This is a genomic window from Empedobacter brevis NBRC 14943 = ATCC 43319 (genome assembly GCF_000382425.1).
Classification (GTDB): domain Bacteria; phylum Bacteroidota; class Bacteroidia; order Flavobacteriales; family Weeksellaceae; genus Empedobacter; species Empedobacter brevis.
Map to the genome: position 1 here is coordinate 42,010 of NZ_KB908300.1, position 13,888 is coordinate 55,897.

General features: G+C 32.7%; 11 protein-coding genes. 5 read left to right on the forward strand and 6 right to left on the reverse strand.

Annotated features, from left to right (window positions below):
• Positions 1 to 112: 112 nt before the first annotated feature.
• The 3 genes from H277_RS0114070 (at position 113) to H277_RS0114080 (ending at position 2,732) form a co-directional block, all read left to right on the forward strand.
• Positions 113 to 403: a hypothetical protein gene (locus H277_RS0114070; protein ID WP_146810445.1), complete on the forward strand. Its 291-nt coding sequence runs from the start codon at positions 113 to 115 to the stop codon at positions 401 to 403.
• 100 nt (positions 404 to 503) lie between these two features.
• Complete coding sequence (locus H277_RS0114075) at positions 504 to 2,048, forward strand: SulP family inorganic anion transporter (protein WP_019976256.1); 1,545 nt, start codon at positions 504 to 506, stop codon at positions 2,046 to 2,048.
• Between the two features lie 48 nt (positions 2,049 to 2,096).
• A complete protein-coding gene (locus H277_RS0114080; protein ID WP_019976257.1) occupies positions 2,097 to 2,732 on the forward strand; it encodes a carbonic anhydrase family protein in 636 nt (211 codons plus the stop codon).
• A 367-nt stretch (positions 2,733 to 3,099) separates the two neighbouring features.
• Here the strand turns inward: H277_RS0114080 and H277_RS0114085 are convergent, their stop codons facing one another.
• Positions 3,100 to 3,549, reverse strand: coding sequence for a type I restriction enzyme HsdR N-terminal domain-containing protein (locus H277_RS0114085; protein ID WP_019976258.1), 450 nt, complete (start codon positions 3,547 to 3,549; stop codon positions 3,100 to 3,102).
• A 3-nt stretch (positions 3,550 to 3,552) separates the two neighbouring features.
• Between H277_RS0114085 and holA the strand changes: the two genes are divergently transcribed.
• Entirely contained in the window at positions 3,553 to 4,563 is a 1,011-nt protein-coding gene (gene holA, locus H277_RS0114090; protein WP_019976259.1) for a DNA polymerase III subunit delta, read from the forward strand.
• A gap of 70 nt (positions 4,564 to 4,633) precedes the next feature.
• Positions 4,634 to 5,575 (forward strand): thioredoxin-disulfide reductase, encoded by a 942-nt coding sequence (trxB, locus tag H277_RS0114095; RefSeq protein ID WP_019976260.1) that lies wholly within the window; start codon positions 4,634 to 4,636, stop codon positions 5,573 to 5,575.
• A 76-nt stretch (positions 5,576 to 5,651) separates the two neighbouring features.
• Here the strand turns inward: trxB and H277_RS0114100 are convergent, their stop codons facing one another.
• The 5 genes from H277_RS0114100 to H277_RS0114120 form a co-directional block, all read right to left on the reverse strand.
• Entirely contained in the window at positions 5,652 to 8,744 is a 3,093-nt protein-coding gene (locus H277_RS0114100; RefSeq protein ID WP_019976261.1) for an efflux RND transporter permease subunit, read from the reverse strand.
• A gap of 3 nt (positions 8,745 to 8,747) precedes the next feature.
• A complete protein-coding gene (locus tag H277_RS0114105) occupies positions 8,748 to 9,839 on the reverse strand; it encodes an efflux RND transporter periplasmic adaptor subunit (RefSeq protein WP_169337522.1) in 1,092 nt (363 codons plus the stop codon).
• Positions 9,840 to 9,843: 4 nt separating this feature from the next.
• The gene (locus tag H277_RS0114110; RefSeq protein WP_019976263.1) at positions 9,844 to 11,094 is read right to left on the reverse strand and encodes a TolC family protein; all 1,251 of its coding nucleotides are present in this window, start codon (positions 11,092 to 11,094) and stop codon (positions 9,844 to 9,846) included.
• A 145-nt stretch (positions 11,095 to 11,239) separates the two neighbouring features.
• Positions 11,240 to 12,409 (reverse strand): multidrug effflux MFS transporter, encoded by a 1,170-nt coding sequence (locus H277_RS19165; protein WP_019976264.1) that lies wholly within the window; start codon positions 12,407 to 12,409, stop codon positions 11,240 to 11,242.
• A gap of 140 nt (positions 12,410 to 12,549) precedes the next feature.
• Positions 12,550 to 13,887 carry a sensor histidine kinase gene (locus tag H277_RS0114120; RefSeq protein WP_026357620.1) on the reverse strand — a complete coding sequence of 446 codons (1,338 nt, stop codon included), beginning with the start codon at positions 13,885 to 13,887 and terminating at the stop codon, positions 12,550 to 12,552.
• Between the last annotated feature and the right edge of the window lies 1 nt (position 13,888).

Here is a 13,888-nt window from a genome sequence, read left to right on the forward strand (position 1 = left end):
AAGTATTTTGTAATTAAAAATTAAAATATATTTTTGTGACATAATGAAGGACTACCTGATAAAACATACTATTGGAATTTTTTTCACGCTGCTTTTGGTGTTCAGTACGAACATGCAAGGGTTAGCGGGGTATTTGGATTATCAGATGAGATTAGAGCAAAATGTATGCGACGATACTACAAATGACAATTCAAAAGCATTGTTTTCTCAAACTTCAACAGAAGAAGAAAATAATCAACAAAGTTCTTCTAAGGAAATTACAGAAAAAATACATTATTTTCATGTTATAAATTTGTTTACTTTTTTTAAAGCAAAACAAAAAACATATTCAGTTTTTCATCATTCTAAGATATACTCATCTCTGAACAATGGTGTTACTACACCTCCTCCTGAATTTATTTAACTTTTTAATTCATCTTTTTGCATAATTTTTGTTCAGTTATTGACTTAGAAGTGCAATTTACCTTATTGTTTAAAAATTAAATAATTCATTTTAAAACTATATGAATCTTTTTCAAAATTGGAAAAAAGACATACCTGCGAGTATTGTTGTCTTTTTCGTTGCATTACCTTTATGTTTAGGGGTTGCGTTAGCTAGTGGTGCTCCATTATTTGCCGGTATTATTGCTGGTATTGTAGGAGGAATCGTTGTCGGATTAATTTCAAAATCAGAAATTGGTGTTTCTGGACCTGCAGCTGGTTTAGTTGTTATTGTATTAACAGCTATTACCGATTTAGGAGCATACGAATTGTTCTTGGTTGCTGTTGTGATTGCCGGTATTTTTCAAATACTCTTAGGAATTTTAAAAGCCGGTGTAATTGGTTATTACTTCCCTTCTTCTGTCATCAAGGGAATGTTATGTGCAATTGGTATATCTATCTTTTTAAAACAAATTCCTTTAGCATTAGGTTACAAAGAAGTTTTTAGTTTTGATAACATTAGCTTCGATTTAATCACGCCAGGAGCTATAATTATAACACTTATTTCTTTATTCATCTTAATTGTTTGGGACAACATTTTAGCGAAAAAATCTAATTTTTTCAAATTGTTACCAGGCTCTTTGGTTGCTGTATTAATCGGTATTTTATATCAAATCACAATTGGAGATACAAATCATGAAGTGTTTGCAATAGACAAAGATTTATTGGTAAAAGTTCCTGTTCCTGAAAGCGTTTCTGACTTTCTCGGACAATTCACATTACCTGATTTTGGAGCTGGTTTGACAAATCCTTTGGTGTGGCAAGTTGCATTTACAATTGCAATTGTTGCTTCATTAGAATCTTTATTATCAGTAGAAGCAACAGATAAATTGGATCCGTTAAAACGTCAAACACCTACAAATCGTGAGTTAATTGCACAGGGTATTGGAAACTCTTTATCAGGATTAATTGGAGGACTACCTGTAACACAGGTTATTGTTCGTTCTTCTGCCAATGCTATGAGTGGAGGACTTTCAAAACTTTCTACAATTACACATGGTGTTTTATTATTGGTGAGTGTTATTTCTATTCCGGTATTTTTAAATTTAATTCCAAATGCCGTATTAGCTTCAGTTCTATTAGTCATTGGTTACAAATTAGGGAATCCGAAGCAATTTTTGGACATGAAAAAATTAGGAAAAGATCAGTTAATTCCTTTTGCTGTAACAGTTATCGCTATTCTTGCTACCGATTTATTGAAAGGTATTATTATAGGTTTAATAGTTGGAGTTGTGGTTTCGTTAATTAAATCTTACAACAATTCTCACGTCATGTTAGTAAAAGAGGGAAATATTTTCCATATGAACTTTGCTGAAGAGGTTACATTTGTTAACCGCGGAGCTATTGTAAAAGAATTGGACGGTTTGAAACCTGGTTCTAACTTAGAATTAGATGTTCGTAAAACGAGAATTTTAGATTATGATATCATCGAATATCTGGATGAATTTAAAGTAAAAGCAAAAAATAATAATATTAACATTCGATTGATTTCCGAACGTGGAACAGTCGATAATCCACCATCATTTAGAGAATTCTTCGGTTACGTTTTAGTTTCAGGAGCTCATTAATCTAATAAAAAATATAAAATTAAACCACTCACATTAAAATTAAATATAATGAAAACACATACATCAGAAACTCAATCAACAACTACTCCGGAGAAAGCTTTAGAATTTTTAAAAGAAGGAAACCTAAGATTTGTTAAAAATCTGAAAGCAAACAGAGATTTGCTTTCACAGGTAAATGATACAAGAGAAGGCCAATGGCCGTTTGCAGTAGTTTTAAGCTGTATTGATAGCCGTACTTCTGCCGAATTAATTTTTGACCAAGGTTTAGGAGATATTTTTAGTGTACGGATTGCAGGAAATTTCGTTAACCAAGATATTTTAGGTTCTATGGAATTTGGTTGCAATGTCGCCGGGTCAAAATTGATTGTTGTTTTGGGACACTCTAAATGTGGTGCATTAAAAGGCGGATTAGATGCTGCTACAATTCATACAACGGAGATGAATAATTTATGTCATTTAGTAGATCATTTTACTCCAATTATTGATGAAATTATTCAAGAAGGAGAAGAACGTTCTTCTAAAAATGCTGATTTATTAGAAAGATTAAATCATCAAAATGTAAAGAAAACAATAGAAGATATTCGTAATCAAAGCACAACCTTAAATAACTTAGAAAAAGAAGGAAAAATCAAAATTATTGGTGCAAACTACTGTGTAGAAACAGGTGTTGTAAATTGGTTATAAAACACATTAATTCTTTAATTCTTTAGATAAGATTTTAAATAACAAAAAGCCACTCTGCGAGTGGCTTTTTGTTTTATTATTGTTAACCTCACTTAACTTGCACCAAAGGGTATTTTCTGATATCATTTACAGAACACGAATGAATAGAATTCTCTCGTATTTTTTCTATTATAAAAGAAATTCATCGTTGTTTAGTACTCTTATTTCTTTTGTGTCAACTCCAAGTCTTTCATAGAAAGGTTGATAATTTCCATCTGGAATCGAAATGGTTAACTTATTCTTCTGGCCAAAGCCTTGTTTTTTTAGTCCTTATATATTTCTTCTTAAAGGATTAAACATATCTCATTATTTATAGCTTATAAAACTTTTATTTTCTGGGCAATTCTTTCAAAAAATCATACCGTTTTTCTTCAAAGTCCATCTTACAATAAAAATGATTCAAACCATTCGTTACCATTAACAACTGGCTTCCTAAAACGATATTATAACGAGCAATTTGATCAAAAGTAGCTTGTGAAATTGTAATATGAGGTGCTTTACACTCTACCATAATCCATGGTGTTTCTTGTCGGAAAACTACAATATCGGCACGTTTTCGCATTCCTGTTATATCAACCGGAACTTCCAAAGCTATAGCAGAAACAGAATAGCCTAAATCGTTTATCAAATAATTTAGAACGTGCTGCCTAACCCATTCTTCAGGCGTATAAACCAACCATTTTTTTCTAATTAGGCAAAAGATATACAGTTTATCTTGGGCTTGTTTCAATCTTATTTGGTATTTTTCGGAAAAATTTAATTGTACTAATTCAGTCATTGTATGAGTCCTGTAGAATCTTTGATCAAAGATATAAAAAACAAAAACTATAAACCGATTTACTTCTTAGCGGGCGATGAGCCGTTTTTCATCGATCAAATTACTGATTTATTGGAAGAAACTATTTTACCGGAAGAAGAAAAAGGATTTAATCAAACCATCGTTTACGGGCAAGATATAGAAATTGGACAATTAATCGGGATGGCACGTCAATATCCTATGGGAGCAGAAAAAGCGGTTGTTATTGTAAAAGAAGCGCAACACATGAGCCGTACAATCGATCAATTGGAAATGTATGCCAATCAAGTACAAGAATCGACTGTTTTAATCATTAATTACAAAGGAAATTCTCTTGACAAACGCAAAAAAATCTATAAAATTCTAAATGAGAAAGGGTTTTATTTTGAGTTTAAAAAGATTTACGAAAGTGAGCTTCCTGCCTGGATCGAACAAAAAGTTTCGGATAATCAATTTAAAATTGAACAAAAAGCCAAATTTCTTCTGACAGAATATGTTGGTGCAGATTTATCTCGTTTAAATAACGAATTGGATAAATTATTTACAATTGTGGGAGCAGACAAAACAATTACAACAAATCACATCGAAGAACATATTGGAATTAGTAAAGATTATAACGTTTTTGAACTTCGAAATGCCATCGAAACAAAAAACATTGAAAAAGCGTTCAAAATCATCAAATATTTTGAGAAAAATCCAAAGGACAATCCGTATGTTGTTTCAATCACTACAATTTTCAATTTGTTTACGAATATTATTCAGGTTCATGTGACGGCAGATAAATCGAAGCAAAATCTAGCAAAAGTCTTAGGTATTAATCCTTACTTTGTCCAAGGAATGATGACAGCTGCGAATAATTATCCACTCAAAAAAGCAACGAGAATTATCTCTTTCATCCGCGAATATGATTTGAAAGGAAAAGGTGTTGGAACAACAGGTAATGTCACACCAAGTCAATTATTGATTGAATTAGTATATAAAATTATGCATCTATAATTTTCATCTATTCAATCCATCAAAAAAACTAAATAAGAAATACTAAATTTGTAAAAAATAAAACAAGACAATGGAAAATAACGTAAGAGATGTCATCATTATTGGGTCGGGACCTGCAGGTTATACAGCTGCAATCTATGCAGCGCGTGCAAACATGAATCCTTTAATTTTAACAGGAATGGAACCAGGTGGGCAATTAACAACAACTACAGATGTTGAAAATTTTCCAGGTTACCCGGAAGCCGTTACCGGACCAGAATTGATGGCTGATTTACAAAAACAAGCTGAACGTTTTGGGACAGAGATTAAATATGAATATGTAACAGAAGTCTCATTTGGAGAGAAAGAAGGCGATGTACATACTGTAAAATCGAATAACGGTGAATACACAACTCGTTCTATTATTATTTCTACTGGAGCTACCGCAAAATATTTAGGTTTAGATGATGAAACAAAATATGCTGGTAGCGGAGTTTCTGCTTGTGCCACTTGTGACGGTTTCTTTTACCGTGGAAAGGATGTTGCTGTTGTTGGTGGTGGTGATACCGCTGCTGAAGAAGCAACTTATTTGTCGAAACTTTGTAATAAAGTCTATTTATTGGTTCGTAAAGATGAAATGCGTGCTTCTAAAGCTATGCAGGATCGTGTTGCCAACACACATAACCTGGAGGTTTTATACAACCATGAATTAATTGGATTAGAAGGAAATAATGTCGTTGAGAAAGCTAGAATTATCAACAATGTTACAAATGAAGAAAAAGAATTAATAGTAGATGGTGTTTTCATCGCTATTGGACACAAACCGAATACAGAACTATTCAAAGGGAAATTGAATATGGATGAAACAGGGTATTTAATCACACAAGATCGTTCTTACAAAACAAATGTTCCTGGCGTTTTTGCTGCCGGAGATGTACAGGATTCAGTTTACAGACAAGCAATTACTGCTGCCGGTTCTGGTTGTGCTGCTGCATTGGACGCAGAACGTTATGTTGCAGAGTTTTTTGACTAATTTTAATATTTCATGATATAATAAAAATAGCGGACACTTGTCCGCTATTTTTATTTAAAAGAAATCTGTAAAATGACTATTCGTATTTATTCCGATAGGTATAATAAAAAACAACCGGTAGAATTGTAAAGGATAAAATCAAACAAATAATCAACCCTCCTACAATCATAATAGCCAATGGTTTTTGAATTTCTGACCCCATTCCGGTGGAAAGAGCTGCTGGTAATAATCCCATCGAGCCCATGAGTGCAATCATTACAACTGGACGAATTCTACTTTTGACTCCACTAATAATAGCCTCCTTCAACTTTATCTTATGTTTTATATTGTCGCGAATCACACCGATTAAAACTATTCCATCAATAGTCGCTACTCCAAAAAGAATAATAAATCCTATTCCGGCAGATATTCCGAAAATTGTTCCGGTTACCCAAAGCGAAATAAATCCTCCAATAAATGCGAAAGGTAAAGTCAAAGCTGCAATAGCTGTATCTTTTACATTCCCAAAATTGGTGTATAATAATAGTAGAATCAAAACCAATGAAATAGGGACTACCAGCATCAATTGTTTCGCTGCCCGTTCTTTACTTTCGAACTCCCCTGCCCATTCCATATAATTTTCTTTGGGTAGCTTAACTTCTTTTGCTACAACTTTTTTTGCTTCATCAATGGTACTTCCTAAGTCACGCCCCTCTATACTGAAACCAACTCCAATGTATCGACTATTGCCTTCTCGGTAAATAAATGCCGGCCCTGTTTGATAACCAATTGATGCAATTTCCTGCAATGGTACATTTTGTCCATTACTTGTGGGAATTAATATATTCCCGATTTTCTCTGGAGTGTCGCGATAAGCTTCCTGAAAACGGAGAATTACATCGAATTGTCGATCATTTTCATAAAATTTCGTTGCAGCGCGACCTCCAATCGTCATTTCAATCACTGCCTGAACATCTGCTGTGCTAATTCCATACTTTGCCATTTTGGTATCGCTCAATTCTATTCTAAGTTCTGGTAAACCTATATTTTTATAAACATTGATATCTGTAATTCCATTCACCTTTTCTATAGATGCGGCTACTTTATTCGCATATTTCTCTAAATCATATAAATCGTCGCCAAAAATTTTTATGACCAATGAACTTTTAACCCCTGCTACATATTCTTCAACATTGTCTTGAATTGGTTGAGAAAAACCAAATACGATCCCCGGATAATGATTCAGTTTAGCTCTCATTTCCTGTATGATCTCATCCTTGGATATCTTTCGTTTCCAATCTTTTTCATCTTTTAATTGCACATTGAATTCAATATTAAAAAAACCAGTAGGATCTGTTCCGTCATTTGGCCGTCCAGTTTGTGTCAATATAAAATCGATTTCCTCACAATCCTTCTGCATCAATTCTTTCATCTCTTTCGTCAAGCGAGTTGATTCTTGTAAATTGACACTATTGGGTAAAGTTGCTCGAATATAAATAGCTCCTTCGTTTAACTTGGGAAGAAATTCTGATCCATAATGAGAGAATTTAAACAAACAAATGGCTAATATTCCCAAAAATATTCCAATCGTTGCTTTTTTATAGCGGAATGCGGTTGCATATAAACCAAATATGGTTTTTTGAAAAAATCGGGTGATAAAATTCTCCTTTTCATCCATATTCTTTTTGAAAAGCAGTTTACACATCGCCGGTACATAAGTTAAACTCAAAATCAAAGAACCTAGTAATGCGTATCCCAATGTAAATGCCAAAGGAGAGAACATTTTTCCTTCTACTTTTTGGAAAGAAAAGATTGGCAATAAAGCAACAATCAGAATAATTAAAGCAAAGAAAATATACGATGCCACACTACCGGCACTTTTTTTAATGACGCCCATTTTGCTCATTTTTGCAAAACGTTCGGCTCCTACTTTATGCTGCATAGTAGCCAACGCCACAAAAACAGTTTCCACAATAACTAAAGTCCCTTCCAACAATAACCCAAAATCTAAAGAACCCATTGAAATCAGGTTGGCAGGTAACCCCTGTATCTTTAACATGATAATAGCAAAAAGAAACGATAATGGAATAACCGAAGCCACAATAAATGTCGATTTCCAATTGTATAAAAAGATAAATACAATTAACGAAACCAGTAAAATTCCTTCAATAATGTTCTTCGATACAGTGTGTACGGTATTATCAACCAATTTAGTCCGGTCAACTACAGTTTCGATCTTGACATTATCAGGTAAAGTCCTGCTATTTAGTTCTTCTATTTTTGCTTTAAGGTTTGTAATTACTTCTGAAGGATTTTCTCCTCTTAACATGATCACAATTCCTTCTACCATATCATCATGTTCATTATAACCAACCTGTCCCAATCTCGGTTTATTTGAAACGACTACGTCTGCTACGTTTTTGATTAAAATAGGTGTCGAACCATTTAATTTGATTGTAATATTGCCTATATCTTCAATCTTATCCAATAACCCAACTCCGCGAACCACATAAGCCTGATCTCCTTGCTGAATAACATCTCCTCCTACATTGATATTCGATTTAGAAACAGCTTCATAAACATCCAATGGTGATAAATCATAATTCTTTAATTCAGTCGGGTTGATTTTAATTTCAAAGGTTTTCTCTTCTCCTCCAAAACTAACCACATCAGCCACTCCCGGTACAGCTAGTAACTCTCTTTCTATTACCCAATCCTGAATTGCTGTTACTTCTTTAATCGGAAGGTCACTTTTTATGACATATCTAAAAATTTCACCTGTTGCTCCTGAAGGCGGTTCTATATCAGCATCAGCTCCTTCAGGGAGATCAACTCCACTTAATTTGTTGGATACATATTGTTGAGCATAAAAATCATCTACTCCATCTTCAAATTGAACCGTTACAACAGATAATCCAAAAAGAGAAATTGAGCGAATATTTGATTTATGCGGAATACTATTCATCACCTTAGAAACCGGCAGAGTTACCAACTTTTCCATCTCTTCTGCACTCCTTCCCGGCCATTGTGTAATAATACGAGCCCTAGTATTGGTCACATCAGGAAAAGCTTCTATAGGTGTATGTTTCAAAGAAAATATTCCTGCAAAAAGAAGCGTAAAAGTTGCAAATAAGATAAAGGTGGTATTGCGTAACGAAAAAGTTACGACAGCTTGAACTAACTTTTTCATTTGTTATTTATTTAATTCTTCATAGATCATCAAGGCATTACGTGAAATCACTTTTTCATTTGACTTGAACTTCTCACTAACAAATGTATATGTTTCATTCTGTCCTATTTTTGTTATCCTTCTTGCCTCCATTGTACAATCGTCTTTATAAACGACAACATACTCTTTATTGTTTTCAAAAACCAACGCCTTATTTGGAACCGCAAATGCATTACCGATTACATTTTGTTTATTGATTATAATATCAGCACTCAAACCAGGCATTAAATTCAGGTCCTGATTATCCAAGACAACACGTGCTTTCAGTACATGCTCATTGTCATCAAAAACATTATACACCTTATCTATTTTACCTGTATATATACGATCCGGGAAAGCAACAGTTTTCACTTTTACAGCATCACCTGTTTTAACATACTGTAGGTTATTTGCATAAATATTAACCATTACCCAAACTTGTTTTAAATTGGAAATAGAAAAAAGATTATCGTCTGAATCAGCTGTAATTGATTGTCCTACACTCATATTTTTTTGTACGATATATCCATTTTTAGGAGCCAATATTTGAAATTGTCCGTTTCCTACTGCGCGAAACATTTTCAACGTCGCATTGATTTTATCAATTTCAATTTGTGTTGATTGCAATTCATGTTCAGCTTCTGTCACTTCTGGTAGTGAAGCCATTCCATCATTTAACAATTCTTTTTTCGTTCTGATTTGTTTTCTAATCAACTCCATTTGGTTTTGATAATAGCGTTTCTGTTGGGTCAAATCTAATACCTCGTTCGATCTCACGACAGCTAAAACTTGTCCTTGGTGAACATAATTACCCAATTCAAAATTAACTTTGTCAATTACTCCTTGTAAAAGACTTTTATAAACAACCAGGTCATTATCGTTGTATTCAATTTTACCTGATAAAGTTAATTGCTCATGAATTGGCTGCTCAGAAATCGAAACAATTTCTGTCGACTTCTTTAGTTGATCATTTAAACAAAACTTTGTTTCCTGCGGAATTTCTTCTTGTGTTTCTTGTTGATTACAACTGCTTAAAAACACAGTAAAAGCGGTTAAAAAATAAAATGTTTTTTTCATCATATTATAAATCTTGTCCAACGATATAATTCAATTCTTCAACTGTCAATTGATAATTTTCCAATAACTCTAAATAAGCCTGCTGGGATTCGCGGTAGGCTTGAATAAAATCTATAAATTCGAGAAGTGTTACCTGCTTATTTTGCAAATGTTTTTTATAATTATCGATCATTGTCAATTGATCATCATCATTCAGTTCTTTCCATTTCAATAATGATTTATCTAAAAGAACAAGTTGGTTCTGAATACGATCAATTGTATTATCCAACTCAAAATATGCAGCATCCATTGTTATTTTCTGCTGACTAACAGTGATTTCAGCTGCTTTTATATTCCCTTTATTGGTATTAAAAATCGGTAAATCGACACTTAAACCAATTCCTACAAAATCACGCATAATGTTTCCTCCCCGATCATAATTGATTTGAAAGGCCAAATCAGGAACTCGTTGTGCTTTCTCCAAAACCAATTGTTTTTCAGCTAAGTCAATTTCATTTCCCTGCCTTTTTACTCCAATATTCTGATTGACTGCCTGCTGCTTGATGTCCAATGGAATTAACTTAGAATGCTGTTCAAAAAGAGAAAAATCGATATCCTCTACCTTTAATTCAGTATTTTGAGTCAACAGTTTTAATTTGTTCAACAATTCAACACCTTGATTATTCAATTCAATTTGATCTTTCTGTAAACCGATCAATTCGGTCTGAAGCCTATAAAAGTCGGCTTTCGGAACATTTTTTAAGTCTGCCTGCCTCTTATATTGCGTATTCATCTGTTCAAACAGATCGATGCTGTTTTGAAGTTGTTGCTTCGCCAATTGTACATGTGCCAAAGAAAAATAGGTCTGTCTTAATTCTTTTTTCAATTCACGAAGTAGTTCCTCGTAATCAAAAAGAGCTGATTTTTTTTCCAGTTCTTTAAGCGCTACTCTCTTTTTTCGTTTACCTGCAGTTTCAATCAATTGTTCCAATTCAACCGAAATCTGTTGATTTCTCCCATATTTACCAATCAGATAGGGTTGTTCTTCAATATTGTATGTTTTCCAAAGATTAACTTCAGAAATACTTAAAGTCGGATTATTCCATACTTTCTCTTGAACTATCTCTGCATCAATTCGATCGATGTTAAACCTATTGGCAATTAATTCATAATTTTTTTGAAGAAATGCTGCTTCTAAATTGTCTAATGTGACAGTTTGTGCCTTTGTTTGTATAGCCAAAACAAAAGGGATTGCAACTAAATAAATCGTTTTCACTTTGTTCTAATTTCAAAGTTCAAAAGTAGTTTCCTCAAATTAAGGGAACTTTTAAAACAAATTAGAAATAGATTAGAAAAGCAATTCAAAGTAGAAAACCATCTTATTCTTTGCAAAAGCTAACGAATAAGATGGCTATTTAATGCTATTTTAGTCGACTAATGACAAAAGCATTCATTAAAAAACAAAAGAATAAAAATAAAGGAAAGGCAATTGCTGACGTTCCATGAAGCATACTCATTATTATGGTTAATCCCCCTACAATACAATAGTAAAATAATCCCAATAATGCTCCGGCAATTCCTAAATATGCCTTATGATTATTCAACGCATTACTTAAGCAAATTGGTAATATTACCGATAAGCCAAACATCATTAAGAAAATTCCTGCCAATAAAAATGAGACATTAACCTTCTCTTTTAATGGAAGAAAATTGAGAATAAATAATCCAGCTATTCCTGTAAAGAAAAACAAATTTCCTTTGTTTAAAATTTGTTTTGCATCAATTAATCCTATCTTTTTTCTACAATAATTAGCCCCTGAAAAACAGGCCGCAGCCACAATAAAACCGATACATCCATATTCAATAATTGAAAAATGATAATCTTCAATAAAGATAAATGGTGCTTCTCCATAATAACTAAAAATAACACCGTTTATCGTGCCGATTAGAGTACCATAAAGCCAAAAATAACGATCTTTACAAATAGAAATAACAATTGATTTGTAACTGTCTGTTATTTTTATGTCACGATTTAACGTTTCTTTCAAACTTATACTCGACCATAAAAAAGCAAGCACTCCAATTAGAAGTAATAATTTAAAAACCATCGATACATTCCATATTTCGGCTACTACACTTCCTAACAATGGACCAATAGCCGGAGAAAAAGCCAAAACAGCAGAAATTTTGCTAAAAATGACCATTCTTTCTTTATCGGTACATACATCTCTTAAAATGGTTTGGCTGACATTAGAACCAGCTGCTGCACCAAAAGCCTGAATAAATCTGGAAAAAAGTAGAAATTCCAATGATTTTGAGATTAAACATAAATAAGATCCCAGTATATACAACAGTATTCCGCAAAGCATACTGCTTTTTCGGCCAATAAAATCTGAAATAATTCCCCAGCAGAAAACGCCAATTGCAAAACCTATAAAATAAATGCCTAAAGTTTGCTGAATTTGATTTCCACTCACATGAAACGTCTTAGCTAAATCTGCTAATGACGGGGTATAAATGGTTTCACTTATTTGAGGAAACCCAATAAGAAATATGATAAGCCATAAAAATGACTTGTTTTGATTGTTCATTATATTTAAAATTTAGTGAATAGATATTCTGTGGGAGATAGAAGTAACTCCCATTTAATTTAATTCTCCATAAATTGAGAATTTTAAAATGAATACGTTCAGCTAATTTTTAAATAAAAAAACATTTTTCTCTAGAAATATTAAACAAGTAATTTTACAATAGTTCCTTTTGGTTGATTTGCTGTAATTACTAAATCAATCTTATGCAAAGTTAAAATTATATTGGCCATTGACAAACCAATTCCCTTTCCTTGATATTTTTCCGTATTCTGACCTCTATAAAAGTTGTCTTTGATTTGCATTAAATCCGATTCGACAATCCCGATTCCTTGGTCGATAATATGTAATTCTAATTGATTATTGTGTTCGATAAACACTATTTGAATAGGTTGATTGTCGGAATACTTAATTGCATTACCCAAAATATTGTTCAAAGCAAGTTCTAACAGTTTTTCATTTCCTTGAATTGAAAGCAATGCATTGTTTTCAACGTTAATTTCAACATTAATCTTGGCTTGATGGTACATAACAGCATTTTCAATCACTTGCCACACTACCTCATCAATGCGAATCTGACTAAATTCAAAACTGGTTTTGGCACCAGATAACAACATCATCTGATCTAGTGTTTCCTGAAGATCGTTGGTATATTGTTTTAATTGTTTAATGACCTCTTCATATTCTTCAACTGTACGCTTTTTATGATCAGTCACCTCCAAAGTTCCCAATAAAGCAGCTATAGGAGTTCTCAATTCATGAGAGACATAATTGATAAAGTTCTTTTGTATATTAAAAACCTGTGAAATCCGCTCAATAAAATGGTTGTATGTTTTCAATAAATCTTCAATTTCCGAATATGATTTTTTTAAAATGATGGGTTCATTAAAATTTTTTGTATCCCTTTCATTTATATGATGAATGATGTTAATAATAGGCTCATACGCGATATAGCCCAAGTAATTTGAAAAAAGATAAACAAATAAGAGCCCTACTAAAGAAACAGTGATTAAAATATGCAACAACGATTGCATTTGATCATTGAATTCGTCTTTTGGTTCACGAACTATCACGACAAAATCTCCTTGATTATCTTTATAATAGATTCCATTGTAGAAAAAATCTTTGGACGTTTGGAAATCCACATTATTGCGACGTATTCGTTCAATAAAATCTGTTGAAATCTGCTTATCAGTTTTCATATGACCATTGTACATCTTATTTAACGAATCATAAACAACTATATTTTTTCTGGAAAGCGCTTTTTGTAATTGATTGGCTATATTTTCATGTTCAATTTTTGACAACTCATCCTCTTCCAGATAATAAATAGCAGCTATTAAGGTTTTATTCTGCAGTGATTGCAATTCCTTTTTCTCCATCAACTTATAAAAAGAAAAATAGACAACTGAGGATACAATCAATACGATTACACCAAACAACAGGACAGAATAAATTGATAATCGATGCTGCAGCTTCATT